The organism is Acinetobacter pittii ANC 4050 (assembly GCF_000399685.1).
In the GTDB taxonomy this organism is placed as follows: Bacteria; Pseudomonadota; Gammaproteobacteria; order Pseudomonadales; family Moraxellaceae; genus Acinetobacter; species Acinetobacter pittii_E.
Window position 1 is genome coordinate 833,866 of the sequence record NZ_KB976987.1, and the last position, 25,424, is coordinate 859,289.

A 25,424-nucleotide genomic window follows, 5' to 3' on the forward strand; every position below is an offset into this window, starting at 1 on the left:
GGTTTGTCATTTCATCAATAACAAACCTCTGCTTTTAACATAAGAATTGGACTAAAAAGTTAGTAACTTAAAGTGATGCTTTGTTGAGTTGAGTGGTCGATTTCCTTTTGACTCACCGCATCCTCTTTACATTTATAACTTTCAAATAAAGGAAGTTGATCTGCAAAGTGGGCATCAGGTTTTCCATTTTGATTGATAAACCCACTTTGTCCTGGGGCCAAAATCGAACACATGGTGACTTGATTTGGATTTAAGATCACTCTAAACGTAGCACTTCCCGTATTTCCATAAGTGCTGAGCTGTTGTTCATGCGATGGATCAGCCCAAGGAATGCCTACCGAATTTTTGCTGGAAAAGCCCATGGTTGCCACCGGAATTTTCCAGTCATTCGGGTCAGTCGAGTGATATTGTTTTGAAAGTTCAGTCAGTGCGTTTTCTAAAGCTTTTAAGACCACCTCATCTGCTGTTTGTCCTTTTAAGAAATCAACATTCTGAGGAACGCTTGCCTGTTTTCCTTGCAGGGTATTCCAGATTAATTTTGATGCACTCGCTGGTTGTGCGCTTCGTGGATCATTATTTACTGGATAAAGCGTATCGGTATAGCGCTTATAAATATTTTCTGAAAGGTTAGGTTTGAGTACCAGTTCAATCATTTGATTAAGCCATGCACGTGTAATTGCTGGTGCTGCACCTTGATAATATTTCTCTTCGCTATCAGGACGTAATTTAAGATCCCAACTAGCAAGTAACGGAGCAACTTTTTTGGCTAAAGGTGAGGCATTAGGGCTTTGTGCTGCTTGAATCATATAAGGAACAAAATAACGCGCATTTAAATCTGACCATGCTGCTGTTTTATTAATATCCCAAATTTCTTGCTGACTCAGTTTTGGTTTACTTTCTAAAGGTTCAAGCAGTTCATTGACCCGATCTACATAAGAAAAGTTTGACGAATCTGAACGTAAACCAGCATAGGCTTTGTTATTCCAGCTTGTGACATAGCCTTTTTGTGGGTTGTATTCTTTAGGGTTGTGTGAGAAGTCATAAAAACCTTGCCACTCCATTGAACCATCACCTTTAGCTGGAAGCTGAATATGCTGGTTTTCAGGGCGAATAGGTAAACGACCTAAAGCAGCAACACCAATATTATTTTTAGTATCGGCATAGAACCAAGTGATAGAAGCCGCTACACGTTTGGCTTGAGCAAGAAACTCATTCCAATTTGAAGCTTTCGCTGCATTTGCCCAGCCTAATAAGGTTTCAATTTCTACGCCTTCCCAGCTACGTTTTTGTGCGTACGCCGTATGGTTATTTTCATCCCATGTACTTACAAAACCTTGTTTACTCTTATAAATATCTAAAACATGGTCAGCCTGATTCTTAACTTTTATTTTTACTTGCTTGTGCTCAAATGGAATATAACTTCCTTTATATAAATATTCTTTTGAATTACTTGGGTTTAAGGTGAGTTGATAAACATCGTTGGTATCGAGTGAGCCTACCGTAGAACCCCATGCTATTTTGCCATTAGTTCCAAATAAAATTGCAGGTAAGCCAACAGGAGTAATACCTGTCAAATTATAGCCGGCTCCATGTAAACCAATACCGTAGGTGATTGCAGGCGTATACCATCCTTGTTGTGGACCATTATATAAAACTGCTTGGCCTTCAATGGTCTTATCGCCTTTTAAGACCCATGCATTACTGGCGGTAGGTACGCCGTCTACCACACTTTTACCTAAAGCAATGCGAGCTTGAGCTAAATAGGTTTTGGCCGCCTTGTTTGAAATAGGGCTAATGTCTTTAAGTATTTGTTGTTGACGTGCTATAAGCTGTGGTTTTTGTGCAGATTGGATAATGGTGGGAGCACTTGGGTCATCTAGCCAACGTAATTGTTGATAGACTTTGAGGCCTTCTTCTTGACCTTTTTCTTTTTGCAGTTGCGTGAGTAAATCTAAATTTGATACTTCCGAGCTTGCTGAAAAGAAGCGATTTAAAATTAAGCCCACCCAAACCATAGCAATGTCTTCTGGTTGCCATGTTGATGGTTTAAAACCATGATCTGTAAACTCTTTAGGCATAAGAGCTGGATCTGCTAAAACTTCTTTAACCCGTTTATTAAAACCTGCGGCATAACCTTCAAAAATTGCTCGGTCTTCTGGTGAGAGGGCGGCGAGTTGCTGTTTAATATTTTCTGGATCAAAACGGCTATGTGTCGCAATATCATATTGAAGATAGTCGGAACCGAGCACTTCAGCAACTGTACCTTGTCCTGTACGTTTTGACATTTCCATCTGAAATAAACGATCGGTCGCTACTGAATAGCCATAACCATAGAAAAGTCCATAGGTGTCATTTGCATAGACATGGGGTGTACCGAATTTATCGCGCTTAATTGTGATTTGTTTTTGTGTCGGTGTTGGGTCTAAACTTGACGAAAAATTACAACCAGCTAGAAATACACCTAAAAGTAATGTTCCATATTTAATTAAAGGGCGTGTAGGGTGAGGCCGAGAGTTCAGCATAGGTATGTTCAATTTAGATATCCTTACTTTCATTATGATGTAGAAGTGAACGATTTAAGAATCTTCTTAGATTCACGTCACTGATGAACAAGCCCTGTTCATGAATTTAAAATACTGTTATTTATCCATGTAATTTTCCATTACATTTGAGGTATATATTTATACCTTCTCGAACAAGTTATTTAGTTTTTTATTTTGAAAGAATAAAAAAGGCCATGATTGGCCTTTTTCGAAATGTATAAATTTTATTGACAGCAAAATTAGTTCACTAAAAAATCCTTTAAGATTTTATTAAAAGCTTCTGGTTGCTCTACATTGGAAATATGAGAAGCATCTATTTCTGCAAGTTTTGCTTGTGGAATGCGTTGCTGCATAAATTGGCCATCTGCAACGGTAGTTACAGGGTCTTGAGTTCCAGCAATTACTAATACTGGAACTTTAATATCTTTCAACTGCTCACGGACATCCGCTTTAGCCAAAGCCTCACAACAATTGGCATAACCCATTGCGCTGCCAGCACTTAAGTCGTTACACAGGTTGTTGACAATTGAAGGATGACTTTGGATAAAGGGATCTGTAAACCATCGCGAAGCTGCTGTAGCTGCGATCGGTTGTAAACCTTGTTCACGCACTAATTTTGCACGATCAAGCCATGCCTGTTCTTGCCCAATTTTAGCGGCAGTATTTGCCACAACAACATGACTAAAGCGGTCAGGGTAGTGAATTGCAAGCCATTGCCCAGTTAAACCGCCCATTGAAATACCACAAAAAGCAGCTTTAGTAATATTTAGATGATCAAGTAAACGGACAACATCTTCAGCTAATTGTTCTACAGTGTATGGGCCGTCAGGTGTGGATGATGAACCGTGACCACGTGTGTCATAGCAGATTACAAAAAACTGATCTTTCAATTCATTAAACTGTTTTTGCCACATACCATAATTGGTGCCTAAAGAATTGGAAAACACCAGAGCAGGGGAAGATGGCTCACCAAAGGTTTGATAATTAATTTGTGCATCGGCAGATTGAAAAGATGGCATTTGTTTCTCCTTAAAGTGCTTCAACACGTTCAATAATGAGTGCAATTCCTTGGCCTACACCAATACACATTGAACATAAGGCATAACGACCACCTGTTTGCTCAAGCTGGTTTAAGGCTGTGGTCACGAGGCGCGCACCTGATGCACCAAGTGGATGACCTAAAGCAATTGCACCACCATTTGGATTTACTTTATTGCTATCGTCTGGCAAACCTAAATCACGGGTCACTGCTAAAGCCTGTGCAGCAAAGGCTTCATTCAGTTCAATTACATCCATCTGATCTAAAGTCAGGTTGGCTTGTTTAAGTAGTTTTTTAATGGCTGGTGCCGGAGCAAAACCCATAATGCGTGGTTCTACACCCACCGCTGTTGAAGCAATGATCTTGGCACGTGGTTTGAGGTTATAAGCTTGAACAGCTTCATCAGAAGCAATCAATAAAGCTGCTGCACCATCGTTAATACCTGAAGCATTACCCGCAGTGACGGTGCCGTCTGCTTTGACAACAGGTTTAAGTTTGCTTAAAGCTTCAAGCGTGGTTGATGCACGTGGATGCTCATCGGTATCAATCACAACAGCATCACCCTTAAGCTGAGGGATTTCAACTGCCACGATTTCTTTAGAAAAAAAGCCTTTGGCTTGCGCGCTTGCGGTGCGTTGTTGGCTCACCAAGGCAAACTGGTCCTGATCTGCACGATTGACGTTAAACTGTTGAGCGACGTTTTCGGCAGTCTGGGGCATGGTGTCTACACCATACAATTCTTTAAGTTTAGGGTTAATGAAACGCCAGCCCATGGTAGTGTCTTCGATCTTCTGGCTACGGCCAAAAGCACTATCTGACTTACCCATCACATAGGGTGCACGGCTCATGCTTTCCACACCACCTGCAATTACCAAGTTTGCTTCACCTGCCTTAATGGCACGGGTAGCAATCGCAATGGCATCGAGAGAGGAACCACATAGACGGTTAATGGTGGTTGCAGGCACCTGATACGGTAAACCTGCAAGGAGAGCTGACATACGGCCCACGTTACGGTTATCTTCACCGGCTTGGTTGGCACAGCCGTAGATCACATCATCGACCTGTTCCCAATCTACATTTGGATTGCGTTGCATGAGAGCTTTAATCGGTACAGCGCCAAGGTCATCGGCACGGACAGGTGCAAGGCCACCGGCATAACGGCCGAATGGGGTACGGATGGCATCGATGATATAAGCGTTTTTCATTCTAACTTTTGTCCTTTACTTCAGGCCTTTTTAGCCATTCTCCGTAAGTATTTCGCGGTGGCGACATGGATGTCGCCGTGTTGCTCAGCACAACAAGGAAGTTGTGTCTGAGTAACAAAGGTTTTTGGTTACTTTTTTAAAAAAGTGACACGAATTAGCTGGTGGTATCTTGCTTAAACCAATAAGACCCCGTTGTGATGATTTATAAATTTTCATATCAACGAATAACATCACGGCTGTAATTTACTGTGATATCCATAGGCCTGTTGTATAAGCGTTACCTTACTTTTGAAAGGTCAAAAGTAACAAAAACCTTTGTTGAACAGAGGAGGCTTCCTTGCCTCCCTGTCCAACGGGCGACATCCATGTCGCCTGTCACCATAGTGAATGTTGCAGTAATTCTTTGCCCTATAAACCTTACCCTTGAGTAGCATCAATCAAAGTTGCACCCGTTAAAGCCTGTAACTCATCAAAGCTTAGACCTTCAACCTTCTCAAGTACCTTTAAACCATCTTGGGTCACGTCAATCACACACAAGTCGGTGTAAATACGGTCAACACATTTTTTACCCGTTACCGGATAAGTGAGCTCAGCCACAATCTTCGGTTCACCTTGCTTGGTTACATGGTCTGTAGTGATAAAGACTTTCTTGGCGCCTACAGCCAAATCCATTGCACCACCTACCGCAGGAATTGCATCCGGTGCGCCCGTGTGCCAGTTGGCCAAGTCACCATTGGCTGCGACCTGAAAGGCGCCAAGCACGGCAATATCAAGGTGACCTCCACGCATCATGGCAAATGAGTCGCCATGATGGAAAAAACTGCCGCCTTCAAGCATGGTCACAAACTCTTTACCCGCATTAATCAGTTCAGGGTCTTCTTCACCTGCTGCTGGCGGTGGGCCAAAAGCCAACAAACCATTTTCAGAATGAAGGAAAATATCTTTGTCATTCGGTAGGTAGCTGGCAATCTTGGTCGGTAAACCAATGCCTAAGTTCACATAGGCGCCATCTGGAATATCTTGTGCCACACGTTTTGCAATCTGGTCACGGCTGAGTTTCTGGTAGCTCATGTTATTTCTCCTTATTGCTTACTGTGCGGGTGCGACTTGTACAACATGCTGTACAAAGATACCTGGGGTGATGATGTGCTCCGGGTCTAATCCGCCCAGTTCCACAACTTCAGACACCTGAGCAATGGTGACATCCGCAGCCATCGCCATGATCGGGCCAAAGTTACGGGCTGATTTACGGTAAACCAGATTGCCCCAGCGGTCGCCTTTGTAAGCCTTAATCAAGGCAAAGTCAGCTTTGATTGGATATTCGAGTACATAGTCTTTGCCATCGATCTGGCGGGTTTCTTTGCCTTCAGCTAAAAGTGTTCCAAAGCCAGTTGGGGTAAACACAGCACCTAATCCCATACCTGCTGCCTGAATACGACAAGCCAGATTACCTTGCGGCACCACTTCAAGCTCGACCTTGCCGGCACGGTACAATTCATCAAACACATAAGAGTCTGCCTGACGTGGAAAAGAACAGATCACTTTTTTAACCGAACCGGCTTTAAGCAATTTCGCCAGACCATAATCACCGTTACCGGCATTGTTGCTGACAATGGTTAAATCTTTAACACCCAGTTCAATCAGTCCGTCAATGAGTTCAGCGGGTTGTCCTGCGGTACCAAAACCACCAATCAGAATGGTTGCACCATCTTTAACCTGCGATAGTGCCTCGCTTAGTGAGGACTTACTTTTGTCAATCATGTGGGAAACCTTAGAGCATGAGGTAACGTGATGTTATTACTACCGCTAAAAATTTATTTAAATTCTTAATGGTAGTAATAAATGGACTAAGTTTTGTGAGTCAAAAGCGAACTTTTAACTCACATATACTTTCAATTAAGCACTAGCACGACGACGTTCAACTTCAGTTGAAGGAGCAGCAGCGACATCTTTAACAAGTTCGATGTTAAATGTGATGTGTTTGAAAGCGTGATCTAAACCACGGCGTTGAATTTCAGCTGGGTCAGTCACATCAACTGCTGTTGCCACTAAACCATCACGAGTAGCAAAGGCAAAGTCGTCCCATAAGTACTCATCACCCTCAATGTTGAATTGAGTTGTAAGCTTGCGGTAACCCGGCGCAGAAACGAAGTAGTGAACATGAGATGGACGGTTACCATGGCGGCCTAATTTGTTAAGAAGGGCTTGAGTTGTGCCTTCTGGCGGGCAACCATAGCCTACTGGCATCGTAGTTAATGCTACATACTTACCATCAGCATCAGTCAAAATACTACGGCGTAAGTTGAAGTCAGATTGAGACTTATCAAAGAATGAGTAGTTGCCTAAACTGTTGGCATGCCATACTTCAACTTTGGCATTTTCAATAGTATTGCCATCAGTATCTGTTACCTTACCTTCAATAATTAAGGTATCGATTTTGCCTGTTTCAGTACCATCATCCATACGCGCAAAACCAACAGATTCAGGTGCACCAGCTACATAAAGTGGGCCTTCAATGGTACGAGGTGTGCCACCCGTAACACCAGCTTTTGCATCAGCTTCATCTGCACGTAAATCAAGATAGTGTTCTAGACCTAAGCCAGCTGCCAAAAGTCCAAGTTCGTTTGCTTGACCAGCATCGGTAAAATATTCCAAACCTTTCCATACTTCTGATGGTTGGATGTCTAAGTCTTCGATGGCTTGAAATAAATCCCCGAGAAGGCGCACTACAATTTGTTGAACACGTGCATCGACTTCGCCTTTTGCAGTGTCGACATTCATTTGTTTTACAAGCGCATCAATTTGTTGACGGTTCATACTAAAACTCCTTAAGTATGCAATACGGTTTTGGGTGGCAGAGCTGCGGGCATTTTGTTTTGCTAGCAAATAGTGTCTACCACGTTCCTTGTTACCTTTTGAATCAGTGTATTTAGTTTTTGAGTGTGCTTCAGACCACACACTCAAACTATTTTCTTAGATTACGAATCATCATCACGAACAGAAGAAGGGTGGCGATTAAGCGCCATCACTTCGATGTTCATGTAAGGATAAAGTGGTAATCCCTGTAAAATGTTATGCAACTCTTCATTACTCTCAACATCAAAAATACTGATGTTTGAATATTGGCCTGTAATACGCCAGATGTGGCGCCATTTACCTTGACGCTGTAAGTCTTGCGAATAGGCTTTTTCAACAGCCTTAATTTCATTCGCTTTGTCGGCTGGCATATCAAGTGGAATATGCACATCCATACGTACATGAAATAACATGGGAAACTCCTTATCCTGTTGCCTTAACGACGTAACTTTTCAACTTTATCTTCATCAATTTCAATGCCTAAGCCTGGAGCTGTTGGCAAGTGCAATTCAAAGTTTTCGTAGCGTAGTGGTTCTTTCAAAATTTCTTCGGTAAGTAATAATGGACCAAATAATTCAGTACCAAACGCTAGTGTTTCAAAGGTTGCAAACGCATGAGCAGAGGCCATGCTACCTACAGGGCCTTCAAGCATGGTACCGCCATAAAGATCGATTCCTGCTAAACCTGCAATCTTAGCAACTTCACATGCTTCGATCAGACCACCTGATTGTTCAATCTTCACCGCAAATACATCTGCACCATGACTTTTTGCAATACGATATGCGCTGTCAGGGCCAGTTAAAGCTTCATCTGCCATAATTGCGACATCAAAACGACGCGTTAAACGAGCAAGTGCTTCAGTATTTTGAATAGCGCAAGGCTGTTCAATTAAATCAATTCCACCATCTTGTAGCTGTTGAATACCTTGAATACATTCCAACTCTGACCATGCACGATTTACATCGACACGTACACTAATATCTGCACCTAATGCTTTTTTAATTGCAATCACATGATCAACATCATGTTGCAAAGGGCGTGAGCCGATTTTGAGTTTGAACGTGTTATGACGTTTTAACTCAATCATTTTGCGAGCTTCAGCAATATCTTTTTCTGTGTCGCCAGATGCGAGCGTCCAAAGTACAGGTAAACTATCACGCAGACGGCCACCTAAAACTTCACTTAACGGTACGCCTAGTCGTTTTGCTTGAATATCAAGTAGGGCAGTCTGAATGGCACATTTCGCAAAACGGTTACCATTAATATTCTTACGAATCAGTTTTAGTGTTTGTGCAACATTTAAATCTTTAACTGATGCGAGTAATGGTGCAAAGTAAGTATCAATATTGGCTTTGACACTTTCAGGACTTTCTTCACCATAGTTCAGTCCACCAATGGTGGTCGCTTCACCCCAACCGACAATACCATCCGTGGTCGTAATTTTAACGAGCACCAAAGTCTGAGTACGCATGGTAGTCACAGACAGTTGGTGAGGACGGATAGTTGGAATATCCACAAGTATGGTTTCTATGGTTCTATACATGAAGTTTCAACTATTACGAACTTGTTTACATACCATAGAAGAATGTAATAGCCTAAAATAGATATAGAACGGTATTTTAAGATACTAAAAAGGTATATTAATGGAATTAAGACATCTACGTTATTTTGTTACCGTTGTGGAAGAACAAAGTCTCACAAAAGCGGCTGAGAAGCTTTTTATTGCCCAGCCACCACTCACACGACAAATTAAAAAACTAGAAGAAGAATTAGGTATTGATTTGTTTGTGAAAGGTTCACGTCCATTAAAAGTGACAGAGGCAGGGCTGTTTTTTTACCAACATGCTGTTCAGATTTTAACGCATACGGCTCAAGCTGCTTCGATGGCTAAAAAAATGAAGCTGGTCGAGAATGTTGTTAAAGTTGGCTATGTGAGTTCGCTTCTTTATGGGCGATTACCGCAGGTCATTTATCTATTTAGACAAAAAAATCCTGACATTCATGTCGAGCTTATTGAATGTGGTACACGAGATCAGGTCGAGGCTCTAAAGTTAGGTAAAATTGATTTAGGTTTTGGTCGATTGCCGATTAGTGATCCTGCCATTAAGAGACTTTTACTTCGAAAAGAAAAATTAAAACTGGCGATTCATAAAAAACATCCTTTAAGTGAGTTCCAAGAATCAGGAATTTATTTATCTCAAATTATCAATGAGACAATTTTTTCTTATCCAACTACACCTAAGCCGAATTTTTCGACCACTATTCAAGCTTTGTTTACCAAATTAGGTCTTGTTCCTGCTAAATTGACTGAAGTCCGCGAAATTCATATGGCACTTGGCTTAGTGGCATCTGGAGAGGGTATTTGTATTATTCCTGAAAGTGCCTGCGATATTGGAATGAAGAATTTAACTTATTTAAATATCTTGGACTTAGAAGCTTATAGCCCTATTTCTCTATCTATGCGTAACATGGACCAAAGTTCTTATATTCCTAAAATCTTAGATTGTATTGAAGAGATCTATAGCCAAGAAGAAGTGTCTAGAAATTTAAATTTATAACTTTTTAATACGTTTTAAATTGAATTATCATGTTATTTTTAAACTTTAAGATTATAGGTAATATTTAAAAGGAATTATTGAATGAGAAAAATTTTAGGGATAGCTTCTCTCATTATATCTACCGGTGTTGTACATGCTGAACAATTAAATGAACAAGAAAAAATTTCTCCATACAGTGCTAATGTCACCTTTGCAAGTCAATATATATCACGTGGTTTTCAACAAACTTGGGGCAAACCAGCATTACAAATAGGTCTCGATTATACCAATCCAAATGGATTATTTGTGGGAACTTGGGCATCGAATGTAAGTTCTAACTATTTACGAGATGCTTCAGTTGAGTGGGATTTTTATACAGGTTATATCAAAACTTTCGATAAGTTTTCGGCCGGAATGACGGTTTTTTATTACTACTATCCGGGAGCTGAAAGCACGCCTGAAACAGGGAGTACCAGTTATAACTATGGCGAAATTGTACCTCAAATTGGTTATGGACCTTTGATTCTTAAATATTATATTACCTATACCCCAGATTATGCAGGCTATAACTCCGATACGATGGGTGGCCCAGCAGGTAAACGTTCACGAGGAACAACTTATTTAGATCTGACTTTTACTCAGCCTATTAATGAGTCTTGGACTTTTGGTGCTCACTATGGCTATGAAAAAATTAAAAATTTCTCGGAAGCTAATTTTCAAGATATGAAAGTCGAACTAATTAAAGATTTAGGTGATGGCTGGACTACTGGCTTAGCCTATACCAAAGCTTGGGATAAAGATGGGTTCTATAAGAAGTATAGTAATGGTGAATCCGATGCACCCATTTCAAACCCGATTGATTCGACATTTACTGTCTCAGTTAAAAAAGTGTTCTAACTAATTTATAAATAAAAAAGCCTGATGACTTAATTTTGAGCATCAGGCTTTAAATAATAAATATATAAAAATTATTTTTTAATTAAATCGTAAGCCATTTTGGTGTCGTCCAGCTGAACAAGTGAAGCATGGCGAGCAGAGAGCGGATCTTTATTTTCAATTGCGGTTAAAATCGCTTTATGTCTAGGTAGTGAATGGCCTTGTAAATTTGGACGTAGACTGGTGACTTGAATTGATTGCTGTAAAGGTAAGACCAGCATTTTTGACATATAAGCCAGCAAGTCATTATGCGTTGCTTTGGCAATTGCTAAGTGAAATTGAATATCTGGCTCTATAAATTCTTCAACTGTTGTCGCTTTTTCCATCCCATCATAGGCATTTTTAATGCGTTCAATATCTTCTTCGTTTGCCGTACTTGCCGCAATATAAGCAAGCTCAGGTTCCAAAACGCGTCGTACGGTAGAAAGGGTTTTAAAAAACTCATGTTCAGGCGTCGTTTGAATCAACCAAAACAATACATCCGGATCGAGCAAATGCCATTCTTCTTTAGGCCTTACTACAGTTCCAATTTTTGGTCTTGAGTAAGTTAAGCCTTTCGCGTTTAAAACACGGATTGCTTCGCGAAAGACAGGACGGCTGACTTTATATTCCTCACATAAATCAACTTCACTCGGGAGCTTTTCATTTTCTGAGATTTCACCAGAAACAATTTTTAATCCCAATTGTTGAACAATTAATGCATGTTGGCTTTTGCTTGGAATAGGATTTTTATAGTCAGCTTTACTCATATTTCACTATTACGACATGTTGAATATCCTATGGTATAGATGACCTTGTGTTTTAACAAGATCATCTTTTTCAAGAATAAATATTAATGGGAATGACGTGGAACTTCTGAGCCTCGGCAACCGACCAAGAAATCAAAATCACAACCTTCATCTGCTTGTAGAACATGTTCTACATAGAGTTTGCGGTAGCCGCCAATAAAACTTGGCAGTGCTGGAGGTGCCAAATTCTCAAGACGTTGCTTAAGTTCTTCATCACTCACTTCCAGATGAAGTTTTCCTTCATAGGCATCGAGTTCGATAAAGTCACCATTTTGAACTACGGCTAAAGGCCCGCCAGCCATAGCTTCAGGGGCAACATGTAAAACCACGGTGCCATACGCTGTACCGCTCATCCGTGCATCGGAAATACGAACCATGTCGGTAATGCCTTTGGCTAAAATCTTTGGGGGTAACCCCATATTGCCCACTTCCGCCATGCCCGGGTAGCCTTTAGGGCCAGCATTTTTCATGACTAGAATACAAGTTTCATCGACATCAAGGTCTGGATCATTAATGCGGGTTTTATAATCATCAAAGTTTTCAAATACGACTGCACGACCACGGTGCTTCATCAGTTCAGGTGTTGCAGCAGAAGGTTTAAGCACCGCACCTTTAGGCGCTAAATTACCGCGTAAAATACACATGCCGCCATCTTGTCGAATTGGATTGTCTATTTTCCGAATCACTTCATCGTTATAAATAGGTGACTGCTGGCAATTTTCCCAAATGCCTTGACCATTTACGGTTAAAGCTTGTGGATGTGGTAAGAGATTGGCTTCGCCCATACGACGGATTACAGCCGGCAAACCACCGCTATAATAGAACTCTTCCATGAGAAAACGACCCGAAGGCTGCAAGTCAACAATCGTTGGCATACCTCGGCCGACACGGTTCCAGTCATCGAGTTGTAAATCAACCCCAATACGTCCAGCAATTGCCTTTAAATGAATCACGGCATTGGTTGAACCACCAATAGCGGCATTGACTTTAATGGCATTTTCGAAAGCTTCTTTGGTTAAGATTTTAGAAAGACGTAAATCTTCATGAACCATATCAACAATACGCATGCCAGAAAGGTGAGCTAACACATAACGACGAGAATCTACCGCTGGAATGGCTGCATTGTGTGGTAAAGAAGTGCCTAAGGCTTCTGCCATACACGCCATGGTAGAAGCAGTGCCCATGGTATTACATGTACCCGCTGAGCGTGACATACCAGATTCGGCAGAAAGAAATTCATTTAAATCGATTTTGCCTGCTTTTAACTCTTCATGCATTTGCCAAACGATAGTACCAGCACCAATATCTTTACCTTTGTGCTTACCATTCAGCATTGGCCCACCAGTTACTACAATGGCAGGAATATCACAGCTTGCGGCACCCATTAATAATGCAGGTGTAGTTTTGTCACAACCTGTTAGTAACACCACACCGTCAATAGGGTTACCACGAATAGCTTCCTCAACATCCATACTGGCTAAGTTACGTGTAAACATGGCAGTAGGACGTAAATTCGACTCACCATTTGAAAATACCGGAAACTCAACAGGGTAGCCGCCAGCTTCTAAAATCCCTTTTTTTACGTGTTCGGCAATTTTTCGAAAATGGGCATTGCATGGTGTGAGTTCAGACCACGTATTACAAATCCCAATAATCGGTTTGCCTTGAAACTCATGATCTGGAATTCCTTGGTTCTTCATCCAACTACGATACATAAAGCCATTTTTATCCGTTGTACCAAACCAGGCAGCCGAACGAAGAACTTGTTTGTTATTCATACAAATTTCCCTATATAGTATTACTATTAGAACTAATTAAATTAAAAATACACCATAAATTTTATTTTTAAAAGGTTTGAAATTTAAATAGTATTACTATATTTTAAATTGAAAGGATAATTTACGAGCAAGATGCTCTATAAGTAAATAATAGGAAATGGAGTCGAACATGGATTTCGAAAAGGATGTAATACGGACGGTCACGTTTAAGCTGATACCTGCATTAGTCATACTATATCTGGTGGCCTACATTGATCGTGCCGCTGTTGGGTTCGCTCATTTGCATATGGGTGCCGACGTCGGAATTGGTGATGCAGCCTATGGTCTAGGAGCAGGCTTATTTTTTATTGGATATTTTCTTTTTGAAGTTCCAAGTAATTTGCTTTTAGACAAATTTGGTGCCCGTAAATGGTTTACCCGCATTTTATTGACATGGGGTTTAATCACCATGGCTATGGCGCTCATTGAAGGGCCGAAAAGCTTTTATCTCTTACGGTTTTTACTTGGTGTAGCGGAGGCAGGCTTTTTCCCGGGCGTTTTATACCTCATCACTCAGTGGTATCCCGTGCGTCATCGCGGAAAAATTATGGGAATGTTTGTGCTTTCACAACCCATTGCCATGATGATTGCGGGGCCTTTAGCTGGTCTATTACTTGGAATGGATGGCATTGCAAACTTACATGGTTGGCAATGGTTGTTCATTGCAGTCGGCTTACCTGCGGTTTTATTGGCTCTACCAACATTCCTGTGGTTACCCGATAATATTGATAAAGTGAAATGGTTAAGCATTGAACAAAAACAATGGCTTAAAAATGAACTTGTTAAAGATGAAGCCGAATATGATCAAACCCGACATGCCAATCCCTTACATGCTTTAAAAGACAAACGCGTACTTTTATTAGCATTGTATTACCTACCAGTGACTTTAAGTATTTACGGTTTAAATCTCTGGTTGCCTTCTATTATCAAGCAATTTGGAGGTGGTACTGATCTTCAAATTGGCTTCTTATCTAGCATTCCCTACGTTTTTGGAATTATTGGATTATTAATTATTCCACGTAGTACCGATCGTCTAAATGATCGCTATGGACATTTAAGTTTTCTCTACGCACTAGGCGCTTGCGCAATGTTTTTAAGTGCTTGGCTAAATTCTCCAGTCATGCAGTTAGCTGCTTTGGCTGTGGTTGCGTTCTGCCTATTTTCATCAACTGCTGTGTTTTGGACATTACCGGGCCGTTTCTTAACTGGTGCAAGTGCAGCGGCTGGCATTGCCTTAATCAATTCTGTCGGAAATTTAGGTGGCTATGTTGGGCCGTTTGGCATCGGACTTTTAAAAGAATACACAGGAAATATGGCTGCAGGCTTGTATTTCTTATCTATCGTCATGCTTTTTGGTTTGATTTTGACTTACATCGTCTATGCCAAGCTCGAACGTCAAAAAACTCAAACAGTGAATATTCAAAAGCCTTTGTAAGGAATAAAACATGCAAATTATTCAATTTGAAAACCGTGCAAATCAACGTGCTGTTGCCAAAGTAGAAGGCAACATGGCATATCCGGTTAAAAATATTCAATCGGTTCGTGATTTAGCACTTTTGGCAATCCGCAATAAAGTTTCATTAGAGCAACAAGTTGAGACATTAGGGTTTGAATCAGAGACCTATGATTATTCATCTTTATTAGCAGATTTAAAGGTACTGCCGCCTTTAGACCATCCAGACCCAACGCATTGTTTAGTTTCCGGTACAGGTTTAACTCATTTAGGTTCTGCATCAGCACGCGACAAAATGCATCAGCAAAATTTAAGCGATGACAGCTCAGTGACCGACACCATGCGGATATTTCAATGGGGACTACAAAAGGGCCGTCCGCCAGAAGGTCAAGTCGGTGCACAGCCAGAATGGTTCTATAAAGGTGACGGTTCAATTGTGGTAAGACCGGGAGCGGAGTTGCCTTTACCTCCATTTGCTGAAGACGGTGGCGAAGAACCTGAAATCGCAGGCCTATATGTGATTGGAGAAGACTTAAAGCCTTACCGAATCGGGTTTGCGCTAGGCAATGAATATTCTGACCATGTAATGGAGCGCCGTAATTATCTATATCTGGCCCATTCAAAATTACGTTTTTGTAGTTTTGGTCCAGCTTTACGAACAGGCGAATTACCGAAACATTTAGTGGGAACGAGTCGTTTGCGCCGTGATGGACAAATCATTTGGGAAAAAGAGTTTTTGTCGGGTGAGGACAATATGTGCCATAGCTTGGCAAATCTGGAATATCACCACTTTAAGTATCAACAATTTTTAAAAGCAGGGGATGTTCATATTCACTACTTCGGTACAGCCACTTTATCTTTTGCAGATGGTATTCAGGCACAAGTCAACGATGAGTTTGAAATTGAAATGAAAGAATTCGGTCTTCCCCTTAAAAACAAACTTGCTCATACACAAGCAGAGCTACCGATCGGTTCAGTTATAACACTTTAAGGAATTTAAAATGGTCATTGGACACAACTTTATTGGCGGTTCACGTAGTGCACAAAGTACAACTTTATTGAAAAGTGTGAATGCAACAACTGGTGAGGCTTTGCCTTATGAGTTTCACCATGCAACCGAACAGGAAATTAATCAGGCCTGTGAAGCAGCTAGCCAAGCTTTTAAAACTTACCGCCATACTTCACCTGAACAGCGTGCTACTTTTTTAGAAAATATTGCCGATGAACTCGATGCCTTGGGCACCGATTTTCTAGAGACTATTTCGCAAGAAACCGCTTTGCCACTTGCCCGTTTACAAGGTGAACGTGGCCGTACCAGTGAGCAAATGCGTCTGTTTGCTAAAGTGTTGCGTCGTGGTGACTTCTTAGGGGCCCGTATTGATACAGCTTTACCTGAGCGTCAGCCCTTACCTCGCCCAGACCTACGCCAGATTAAAATTGGTGTTGGCCCTGTGGCAGTCTTTGGGGCAAGTAACTTTCCACTCGCTTTTTCAACTGCGGGTGGCGATACTGCTTCGGCACTCGCCGCAGGCTGCTCTGTAGTGGTGAAAGCGCATAGTGGTCACATGGCGACAGCAGATTTTGTAGCTCAGGCAATTGAACGTGCCGTAGAAAAATCAAATATGCCTAAAGGCGTATTTAACATGATCTATGGTAATGGTGTGGGTGAACCTTTAGTGAAACATCCTTTAATTCAGGCTGTGGGATTTACGGGTTCACTTCGCGGTGGCCGAGCTTTATGTGACATGGCAGCAGCCCGTCCACAACCGATTCCAGTCTTTGCGGAAATGAGCAGTATTAACCCGATGCTGATGTTGCCGGAAGCCTTGAAAAACCGTGGTGAAAAAATTGCACAGGACTTAGCCGACTCAGTTGTTTTAGGCTGTGGTCAGTTCTGTACCAATCCGGGTTTAATTTTAGGTATTAAATCAGCTGAGTTTAGCCAGCTCATTAACAACCTAACTGAAATTATGGGTGACAAACCTGCACAGACTATGCTGAATGCCGGAACCTTAAAAAGTTATACCGCTGGTCTTGAGCATTTAACCCAGCATCAAGGCATTGAACATTTGGCAGGTCAAACCCAGCAAGGCAATCAGGCACAGCCACAACTGTTTAAAGCTGATGTGGAGCTATTACTTGCAGGTGATCAGCTTTTACAAGAAGAAATCTTTGGTCCCACAACAGTGGTGATTGAGGTTGAAGATAAAGCCCAACTCATTCAAGCTCTACAAAGCATGAATGGACAGCTGACTGCAACTTTGATTGCCGATGAAGCAGACTTCACGGAGTTTGCAGATGTGGTTCCTATGCTAGAAGAAAAAGCAGGCCGATTACTTATAAATGGTTATCCAACGGGTGTTGAGGTCTGTGATGCCATGGTGCACGGCGGACCATATCCAGCAACCTCAGATGCAAGAGGTACATCAGTTGGAACCTTGGCCATTGACCGTTATTTGCGCCCGGTCTGTTACCAGAACTACCCGCAAAGTTTATTGCCGGAAGCCTTAAAAGACAGTAATCCATTGCAGATTTTAAGACTAGTCAATGGTGAGATGACCAAAGCAGCGATCTAATAAAATAAAAAAAGAGACCACTCGTTGGTCTCTTTTTATATTCTGAATAATAAATCTATAGCGGAGTAGGCAAATTAAGCACGACCTGAGCATCGTCAATAACATCTAAGCGGAGAATTATCTAGCGTAGATTTTATATATAAATAAGGTCAGAAAAGTTAAGATCTTCGCCTTTTTTCTCATTCCTAAAAAACTTATCTAGAGTAGTAAAAATATATAAAAACTATATTCATTCAATTTTAAGATTAATTTTCTCTAAAAAGTAATTAAGGATCATATTGTTTGATTTACTCTTTTTAGTTATCAAACAAATTTTCGTGTTATAAAAAATTTCTGAATTTAGAATAGGCGTTATTGTCTGATCTATTACCCATTTAGAAGCATAATGTTCAGGAAGAAATCCAAGGAAATTTCCTGTCAAAATTAAAAATGCTATACCTTCTCTATCTGTGGCAGTAGCCTTACAATTAAGTAGTTTATGAAAATCAATAGCTTCTGTAGTTAGATTGTAGTTTGGGACTACAGCATCCCATCTTTTTAAATCATTTTTTGATAATAAATTGGGTGAGCAAAAGAGGGGATGTTGATTACCACAATAGAGATAAGATTTTTCTTCGTATAAATCAAAATAATCGAGGCCAGAAAGGGAAGTAACAAACGGAATAGCCCCAACATGAAGACGGCCATCTAACACCTTACTCTCAATATCTGAAAGAGTGCTCATACTAATATTTATTTTTACATCAGGATGTTCACTACTTAACTGCCTTAATGTATTAGTAATATTACAATTGGGCATAGTGACTAAATTATTGATAATTCCAATATTAAATTCACCTTTAAGTTTGTTGTGTATTTGGTTTACCTTTACCCGGAAATCTTCAATAGACGCTAAAAGTATCTCTATATATTCTAATAGTTGTTTACCTTCTTCTGTTAGAGCAAAACCGGCTCTACCTCGTTGACATAATCTGAAACCGACTCTTTGCTCTAAGTCACTTATATTTAAGCTAATAGCAGATCGGCTAATGCCCAGCATACTTTCAGCAGAGGTAAAGCTACCACATTCACAAACACTTTTAAAAATCTTTAAAAGCTTTATATCAGCATTGCTAATTTGCTGTAATTGCTTGAGTTTCATGTTGTGACTTTTTGCACTACGTAAATTCAAATTTATCAAACGTATAGTTGATTGTGAACTTATTATCTCAATATTTAATACTTCATTTGAAAGCAGTTATTTAGAAAGGTGACTAAACTAAATAAATTGATTTTTAATCGAATATTTTATTTTTCAATTTAACTGATCCAATAACCAATTACGAACTTTAGCTATAGCTTCAGCATTGATAGAATATCGAGGAGTAACTAAATAAAATCCAGTTTCCATTTTTAGCTCTTGCTCAAAAATTTTAATGAGCTTACCAGTTTCTATGTCGGAACTAACAAATATAGGATTGCTTAATGTAATACCTTGTGCAGCAACAGCAGCATCAATAGCAAGTAAAGTTTGATTAAAACGGATATTTTTAAATAGTTTTTTAGTTTTTTTAACTTCTAATTTTTCTAAAAAATGGGGCCAAAGATTATTGGCATCGTGTAGTAAAGTATATTGATATAAATCATTTAATTCTAAAGCCTGATCTTTTAAAGGGACTAAATTAGGGCTTGCAACAGCGATAAAAGAATCTTGTAAAAGTAACTCAGTGTGAAGGCCAGCACCAAAGGGAGGTCTACCATAGCGAATTGCTAAATCGACTCCATCATTTTGAAAGTGTGAAATTCTTTCTGTGGCCAAAATCTGTAAATCAATATTGGGGTGAATTTGTGTAAACTGATTAAGACGGGGAATTAACCACTTAGATGCAAATGTCGGGGTTACACTAATAGTAATATGTTTATTTGAATGGCGAAATGATTGGGTTGCTTCAAAAATCAGATTAAAAGCTTGAGTAATGCTATGAGAATAGTTTCTGCCGTTTGGGGTTAAAGCTACTCCTTTAGAATGTCTTTCAAATAATTTTGAACCTAACTCTTCCTCTAGGCTACGGATTTGTTGAGCTATTGCACTTTGAGTAACATTTAACTCTTCTGCTGCAAGTTTAAAATTTAAATGTCTACTTGCTGCTTCAAAAGCTTTTAATGCATTCAGTGATGGTAAGCGATTGAGTTGATTCATACTGTAGTTTTTCTACATTCAATAGAGAGAAAAGGTAAAGTCAGATGAAGAGTTCACCATGATATTCTATTTAAAATATTAAGATGTGTATGGTTTTAGCACTTCTAGAGGATAGCATATATGACTGTAGAAAAAGTAGCGTTAATTATGGCTGGTGGTAGCGGTATGGGAGCGGCTGCTGCACGACAATTAAAAAAAGATGGCTATCATGTAGGTATTCTTTCTTCATCGGGAAAAGGCGAAGAAATTGCTAAAGAGCTTAATGGCATTGGCGTAACAGGAACAAATCAATCAACTCAAGATATAAGTAACCTTGTTGAGCAAGCTTATCAAAAATGGGGAAGGGTTGACGTATTAGTTAATAGCGCAGGGCATGGCCCTCGTGCTCCAATTTTAGAGATTACAGATGATCAATGGCATTTAGGTTTAGACACTTATCTCATGAATGTCATTCGAGCAACTCGTTTAGTTACTCCAATTATGGAAAAGCAAAATTCGGGCGTTATTATAAATATTTCTAGCGCGTGGACATTTGAACCAACCGATATGTTTCCAACGTCAGCCGTTTTCCGTGCTGGCTTAGCTTCATTTACTAAAATTTTTGCTGATAAATATGCAGCGAATAATATTCGTATGAATAATATTTTACCTGGATGGATAGATAGTCTTCCTGAAACGGAAGAGCGTCGCAAATCTGTACCACTACAAAGATATGGTACTAGTGAGGAAATTGCTGCAACGATCAGTTTCTTGGCTTCCAAAGGCGCTGCTTATATTACGGGTCAAAACATCCGTGTAGATGGAGGTGTCACTCACTCTGTCTAAATATGTTTCATCAAATGAGTTGGTTAAGCCTCGTAAAATAATTTACGGGGCTTTTTAAGTGAGTAAAAAAGATGGCAGCATTGACTCTAGGGAAACAGTCTAATTTAGACGTGACAAGGAAAATCATTTCAGTCGTTATTTTTACAGCTTTTGCTTATTTATCGGTAGGATTACCCTTAGCAGTTTTACCAAAATTCATTGTAAAAGATCTTAATTTTGCCCCTTTTTTAGTTGGCTTAATTATCAGTTTACAATATCTAGCAACGCTATTAACCCGCCATAGTGCTGGTCAACTTGTCGATAGAAAGGGCTCCAGATATGTAGTTCTTTTGGGGTTAAGTTGCTGTGGATTAAGTGGAGTATTCGCTTTTTTAGCACTATGGTTAGTTTCATATCCATTAGTCAGTATTTTCTTACTCGCGATTTCAAGACTATTTTTAGGTAGTAGTGAAAGCTTTTGCAGTACTGGAGCGACTCTCTGGGGAATGCAATTGGCAGGTCCCAATGAAACCTCACGTGTAATTTCATGGAATGGTGCAGCAACATATTTATCGATGGCAATTGGTGCTCCATTAGGCGTTTTTTGTAATGCGCAATTTGGTCAATTTGGATTCGCCATTTTGACTATAATTTTAGCTATTGTTGGTTTTTTTCTTGCTTATAGAAAGACAACAATACGGACTGGGAATGTTCGACCAGTAAGCCTACCAATTTTATCAGTACTTTCTAAAGTTTGGGTTTTTGGTTTAGGCCAAGCAGTGGGTACTCTTGGTTTCGGTGTGCTCTCAACTTTTGTAGCTTTATTTTTCTTGGAAAAAGGTTGGAGTAATGCGGCACTTGCTTTGAGCTTATTTAGTATTGGATTTGTAGGGGTCAGATTTATTTTCTCTAACACCATTCAAGTTTTTGGTGGCAAGAATGTGGCTCTATGTGCATTTTTTGTTGAAGCTATTGGTTTATTAACAATCTGGCAATCAGGTGACCGAATAATTGCTTATGCAGGAGCATTTCTTGTAGGAACTGGTTTTTCTATGGTTTTTCCAGCAATGGGTGTTGAAGCAATGAAAAAGTTTAATGATCAAAATAAAGGAGTGGCTTTAGGAGTTTTTACAGCTTTCTTTGATATTGCTTTATTGCTAATTGGCCCGATTGCAGGTCTATTAATCCCGATTATCTCGGTGCAAAATCTTTATGGAGTTATGGGTTCTATAACTTTATTATCAATCATTCTTTTATATTTTTTATTCCGTAAAGACAGTAAACAACTGATAATTTAATTTTTTAAATAAGAGTATTGGGGGAAACCCAATACTCGAATAATTTTTATTTTAGCGAACGTAATCTGCTCCAGTAATATCAATTGTTGCTCCAGTTGTATGGCGTGAACGACCAGTTGCTAAAAAAGCGACTATTTCAGCTACGTCACTTGCAGGAGTAACTTCACCTAAAGGCAGATTTTCTAATACCGAAGGCTCAATTGCACCATCTGCTAAATCTGTTGCAACCCATCCTGGGGCAATTGCATAAGCAAGAATATTGTCACGACCATATCCTCTAGCAATACCTTTTGTTAAAGCAAGCAAACCACCTTTGGCTGCTCCATATGCTAAATGTTCTGCATCATCACCACGATGTGCTGAACGGCTCGTAATATTGATAATAATACCACCGTGTCTTTGCTTGAAGTGTAATAATGCTAAACGACATAATTCAGCAGGAGCTGCGAGATTAATAGCGATGTTGCTTTCCCATCCTTCACGCCAAGCTTGGCTAGAATTGATATCAGAAGGTAACCAAGCACCAGCATTATTAACTAATACGTCTATATGACCAAAGCAGTTGATTGCTTTGCTCCAAACACTTTCCGCACCATTAAAGCTGCTTAAGTCTCCTAATACTAAACGAGCATTTTCTTCACCTAAATGATTTAATAGTTCATCTAAATTAGCTGTAGATGAACGTGCATGAATAACTACTTTAGCTCCTCTTTTATGCAGAAGCTTTGCAGTTGCTAAGCCTATACCGCGTGAACTACCTGTAACTAAAATGATTTTATCTTGTAGATCTTGAGCAATATTTGTCATTAGTATGTCCTTACGCTACAGCTTGAGCACCAGTGATTTCTACACATGCACCACAAGTAAATGCTGCTTCATTTGATGCTAGAAAAGCGATTAATGCTGCAACTTCTTCTGGTTTACCAATACGCCCGTATGGAACCATCACATCTAAATCTGCAATTGTTTTACCTTTTTCGAGCATTGGTGTGTGTATTTCACCGGGACAAACGGCATTTACTCGAACTTTATGAGGTGCGTAATCGCGAGCTAAGCTCTTGGTAAAAGCGACTACGGCTGCTTTACTTACATTGTAAGCAATGTGACCTGGAGCAGGGGTTAATCCCCATTGAGAAGCTGTATTTACAATTGCTCCACCGCCAGCAGCAATCATATTGGGTAATACGGCTTGGCATAAGTGAAATAGAGCATTTACATTCACCTCTAAACTTAATAACCAGTCAGCTTCACTTGTATGAAGTAAATCACCTCGGCGCATTGCACCAGCATTATTAACTAATATGTCTATATGCCCATACTTAGTTTCTACATCTGCAATCGCTTGGCGACATGCATTTCCATTCGTCAAATCAAATACTAGAGTTTCAGCCTTATAACCTTGTTTAATAATGTCTCTTACGGTTTTCTCTGCTGTCTCTGATACGACATCAGCAACAATAACTATAGCGCCTTCTTCTGCCAAACGACGGGCAGTTGCTGAACCAATACCGCCTCCAGCTCCAGTAACTAAAGCTGTTTTGCCGATAAATCTAGCCATTTTATTTCCTTTTAAATGGTTATTCTTAATAATTTATATTTTGCATACAACTTTGCACACAATTGAATTTATAATTGCTGAATAAATTTGTCAATTCATTATTTAGACTTTGATGGATGGGAAATTAACGAATATAACTACCGCCATTAATATCGATAGTGGAACCATTTAAAGAAAGTTGTGATGGCTTAAGTACGAAAGAAACTAATTCAGCTAATTCTTCAGGTTTCACCATCTCACCTATCGGAATTTCAGCCAAGGCAGTTTGTTGTGCATTGCTAGAAATTGAGTTTTCATCAAGTTCAGATTGAACCCATCCTGGGGCTATCGCTACAGTAGTAATACCGTCATTTCCGAAAGATCTTGCGATGGATTTTGTTAAATTAATTAACGCAGCTTTGCTACAACCATAAGGTAAAGCTTCTACAACATAGCCTCGTTGTCCTGCACGGCTCGTAATATTAATAATTCGACCTTTACCCGCTAATTTAAAATGGGCGATTGCTTCTTTACAAAGATCTGCGGCAGCAAAAAAATTTATTTGAAACTCTTTTCTCCATATTGCTTGCCAAGATTCAGTAGGTGAATCTATAGGTAATTCGGTTCGAATACTGGCATTATTTACTATCGAATGTATTTGACCTGCTGCTATAAGAGCCTTTTCCCATAATATAAATGGCCCGTCTAGAGCTGACAAATCAGCTTGAATAACCCAGCCTTTATTATCAATTTCTTTCAGTAGAGATTCAGCCGAATTTTTATCCTTTTCAAATTGAATAATAACTTGAGCCCCCTCACTTGATAATTTCTTTACAATTGAGCTGCCTATACCATTTTCACAACCAGTTACTAATATATTCTGGCCTTCTAAGGGGAGTTTCATTTTAGATTTCCTTTGGTTAAATTTCTTAGTGAAGCTAAGAGTTAATAAGTGGATTCGTGTAAATAAAATATTGTTTACATAGGATTAAATTTTATTTACTCTATCTTTAATAGTTTTTTGTTAGTTGAATCTGGAAAGTATTTCTTTTTTATATTTATTAGGTGTTAATCCTGTCCACTGTTTAAACATGGTTATAAATCCTGAGGTTGTAGAGTAACCTAAGTTTTTAGCAATACTATCAATTGAAGAATTCTCATCTAGTAAGGAAATTGTATTTAGGATTTTTAAGCGTTGTTTCCATTCTATGAGACTCATTCCTAACTCGTTATTGCATTGTCGGCTTAATGTTCTTTCATTTACTTCAAAATGTTTTGCTATAACCGAAATATTAATATTCTGAGAAGAGTGATCTCTTACGTATTGAAGTATTGCCGAGAGCTTTGGATGGTTTGTCAGAGGAAGAAAGCTATTTGAATATTCTGAATCTGTAATTTGATCCAATAGTACTTGATATAAGTGCTTATCTTTTTTAGATTTTATTGATGAAATTGATTTCTCTTTACAGTGTCTCAAAATCGAATCTGTTAACGAACTGCAAATTACTGTGCTTATCACAAGTGGTAATGTCTTAGTAAGTTTGTTTGAGATACTAATGACACAATACTCTTTAGAGTTAATATTAATTTTTTCATTTAAATATTTTTCTGGTATCCAAACACCATATGATGGAGGAGCATGAATTACAGTTGAATCTATACTGATATTCGAGCTCTTGGAATAACAATAAATTAGAATTCCATAATCTTTTTTTGAATTTAAACAATCAAAAGCGTCGTAGTTTATAAAAATATTTTCTACATCTTTATAAGTACTTAAATCAGGTTCGCTTAAATAAGTGTTCATAGATTTTAAACTAGCAGGGTACTAATCATTTCAGGAATCATAGACAGCG

General features: G+C 39.5%; 23 protein-coding genes. 7 read left to right on the top strand and 16 right to left on the bottom strand.

The window, feature by feature from the left end:
• Window positions 1–59: 59 nt before the first annotated feature.
• The 8 genes from pac to catB form a co-directional block, all read right to left on the bottom strand.
• Window positions 60–2,522 carry a penicillin acylase family protein gene (gene pac, locus F931_RS07845; RefSeq protein WP_016140845.1) on the bottom strand — a complete coding sequence of 821 codons (2,463 nt, stop codon included), beginning with the start codon at window positions 2,520–2,522 and terminating at the stop codon, window positions 60–62.
• Between the two features lie 260 nt (window positions 2,523–2,782).
• Window positions 2,783–3,562, bottom strand: a complete 780-nt coding sequence (pcaD, locus tag F931_RS07850) for a 3-oxoadipate enol-lactonase (RefSeq protein ID WP_016140846.1) — start codon at window positions 3,560–3,562, stop codon at window positions 2,783–2,785.
• Between the two features lie 10 nt (window positions 3,563–3,572).
• Window positions 3,573–4,787, bottom strand: a complete 1,215-nt coding sequence (pcaF, locus tag F931_RS07855) for a 3-oxoadipyl-CoA thiolase (RefSeq protein ID WP_016140847.1) — start codon at window positions 4,785–4,787, stop codon at window positions 3,573–3,575.
• Window positions 4,788–5,204: 417 nt separating this feature from the next.
• Window positions 5,205–5,858, bottom strand: a complete 654-nt coding sequence (catJ, locus tag F931_RS07860) for a 3-oxoacid CoA-transferase subunit B (protein WP_016140848.1) — start codon at window positions 5,856–5,858, stop codon at window positions 5,205–5,207.
• 18 nt (window positions 5,859–5,876) lie between these two features.
• A complete protein-coding gene (gene catI, locus F931_RS07865; RefSeq protein WP_016140849.1) occupies window positions 5,877–6,548 on the bottom strand; it encodes a 3-oxoacid CoA-transferase subunit A in 672 nt (223 codons plus the stop codon).
• 135 nt (window positions 6,549–6,683) lie between these two features.
• A complete protein-coding gene (gene catA, locus F931_RS07870) occupies window positions 6,684–7,604 on the bottom strand; it encodes a catechol 1,2-dioxygenase (RefSeq protein WP_016140850.1) in 921 nt (306 codons plus the stop codon).
• A 161-nt stretch (window positions 7,605–7,765) separates the two neighbouring features.
• The gene (gene catC, locus F931_RS07875; protein WP_000897236.1) at window positions 7,766–8,056 is read right to left on the bottom strand and encodes a muconolactone Delta-isomerase; all 291 of its coding nucleotides are present in this window, start codon (window positions 8,054–8,056) and stop codon (window positions 7,766–7,768) included.
• A gap of 23 nt (window positions 8,057–8,079) precedes the next feature.
• Window positions 8,080–9,186 (bottom strand): muconate/chloromuconate family cycloisomerase, encoded by a 1,107-nt coding sequence (gene catB, locus F931_RS07880; protein WP_016140851.1) that lies wholly within the window; start codon window positions 9,184–9,186, stop codon window positions 8,080–8,082.
• Window positions 9,187–9,286: 100 nt separating this feature from the next.
• On the opposite strand from catB, the gene catM reads away from it, so the two are divergent.
• On the top strand, window positions 9,287–10,201 hold the full coding sequence (catM, locus tag F931_RS07885; protein ID WP_016140852.1) for a LysR family transcriptional regulator: 915 nt from the start codon (window positions 9,287–9,289) through the stop codon (window positions 10,199–10,201).
• 81 nt (window positions 10,202–10,282) lie between these two features.
• Complete coding sequence (locus F931_RS07890; RefSeq protein ID WP_016140853.1) at window positions 10,283–11,077, top strand: TorF family putative porin; 795 nt, start codon at window positions 10,283–10,285, stop codon at window positions 11,075–11,077.
• A 71-nt stretch (window positions 11,078–11,148) separates the two neighbouring features.
• Here F931_RS07890 and pdhR read toward each other — a convergent pair whose 3' ends face one another.
• Window positions 11,149–11,865, bottom strand: coding sequence for a FadR/GntR family transcriptional regulator (pdhR, locus tag F931_RS07895; RefSeq protein ID WP_016140854.1), 717 nt, complete (start codon window positions 11,863–11,865; stop codon window positions 11,149–11,151).
• 83 nt (window positions 11,866–11,948) lie between these two features.
• Window positions 11,949–13,682 carry an IlvD/Edd family dehydratase gene (gene ilvD / locus F931_RS07900; protein ID WP_016140855.1) on the bottom strand — a complete coding sequence of 578 codons (1,734 nt, stop codon included), beginning with the start codon at window positions 13,680–13,682 and terminating at the stop codon, window positions 11,949–11,951.
• A gap of 169 nt (window positions 13,683–13,851) precedes the next feature.
• Here ilvD and abaQ point away from each other — a divergent pair, with 169 nt between their 5' ends.
• The 3 genes from abaQ to F931_RS07915 are packed head-to-tail and all read left to right on the top strand — an operon-like array spanning window position 13,852 to window position 17,750.
• Entirely contained in the window at window positions 13,852–15,156 is a 1,305-nt protein-coding gene (abaQ, locus tag F931_RS07905) for a multidrug efflux MFS transporter AbaQ (RefSeq protein ID WP_016140856.1), read from the top strand.
• Window positions 15,157–15,166: 10 nt separating this feature from the next.
• Window positions 15,167–16,165, top strand: a complete 999-nt coding sequence (gene araD1 / locus F931_RS07910; RefSeq protein WP_016140857.1) for an AraD1 family protein — start codon at window positions 15,167–15,169, stop codon at window positions 16,163–16,165.
• Window positions 16,166–16,175: 10 nt separating this feature from the next.
• The gene (locus F931_RS07915) at window positions 16,176–17,750 is read left to right on the top strand and encodes an aldehyde dehydrogenase (NADP(+)) (protein ID WP_016140858.1); all 1,575 of its coding nucleotides are present in this window, start codon (window positions 16,176–16,178) and stop codon (window positions 17,748–17,750) included.
• Between the two features lie 229 nt (window positions 17,751–17,979).
• Here the strand turns inward: F931_RS07915 and F931_RS07920 are convergent, their stop codons facing one another.
• A complete protein-coding gene (locus F931_RS07920) occupies window positions 17,980–18,891 on the bottom strand; it encodes a LysR family transcriptional regulator (RefSeq protein ID WP_016140859.1) in 912 nt (303 codons plus the stop codon).
• A 153-nt stretch (window positions 18,892–19,044) separates the two neighbouring features.
• Window positions 19,045–19,929 carry a transcriptional regulator GcvA gene (gene gcvA, locus F931_RS07925; protein WP_016140860.1) on the bottom strand — a complete coding sequence of 295 codons (885 nt, stop codon included), beginning with the start codon at window positions 19,927–19,929 and terminating at the stop codon, window positions 19,045–19,047.
• Between the two features lie 120 nt (window positions 19,930–20,049).
• Here gcvA and F931_RS07930 point away from each other — a divergent pair, with 120 nt between their 5' ends.
• Together F931_RS07930 and F931_RS07935 are read left to right on the top strand one after the other, a co-directional pair.
• A complete protein-coding gene (locus tag F931_RS07930; protein ID WP_016140861.1) occupies window positions 20,050–20,754 on the top strand; it encodes an SDR family oxidoreductase in 705 nt (234 codons plus the stop codon).
• Between the two features lie 71 nt (window positions 20,755–20,825).
• Window positions 20,826–22,031, top strand: a complete 1,206-nt coding sequence (locus F931_RS07935) for an MFS transporter (protein WP_016140862.1) — start codon at window positions 20,826–20,828, stop codon at window positions 22,029–22,031.
• Between the two features lie 51 nt (window positions 22,032–22,082).
• Here F931_RS07935 and F931_RS07940 read toward each other — a convergent pair whose 3' ends face one another.
• The 4 genes from F931_RS07940 to F931_RS07955 form a co-directional block, all read right to left on the bottom strand.
• Window positions 22,083–22,838 carry an SDR family NAD(P)-dependent oxidoreductase gene (locus F931_RS07940; protein WP_016140863.1) on the bottom strand — a complete coding sequence of 252 codons (756 nt, stop codon included), beginning with the start codon at window positions 22,836–22,838 and terminating at the stop codon, window positions 22,083–22,085.
• Window positions 22,839–22,848: 10 nt separating this feature from the next.
• Window positions 22,849–23,589, bottom strand: a complete 741-nt coding sequence (locus F931_RS07945; RefSeq protein ID WP_016140864.1) for an SDR family NAD(P)-dependent oxidoreductase — start codon at window positions 23,587–23,589, stop codon at window positions 22,849–22,851.
• A 124-nt stretch (window positions 23,590–23,713) separates the two neighbouring features.
• On the bottom strand, window positions 23,714–24,472 hold the full coding sequence (locus F931_RS07950) for an SDR family NAD(P)-dependent oxidoreductase (protein WP_016140865.1): 759 nt from the start codon (window positions 24,470–24,472) through the stop codon (window positions 23,714–23,716).
• Window positions 24,473–24,592: 120 nt separating this feature from the next.
• Window positions 24,593–25,375, bottom strand: coding sequence for a helix-turn-helix domain-containing protein (locus tag F931_RS07955; protein ID WP_016140866.1), 783 nt, complete (start codon window positions 25,373–25,375; stop codon window positions 24,593–24,595).
• Window positions 25,376–25,424 lie beyond the last annotated feature (49 nt).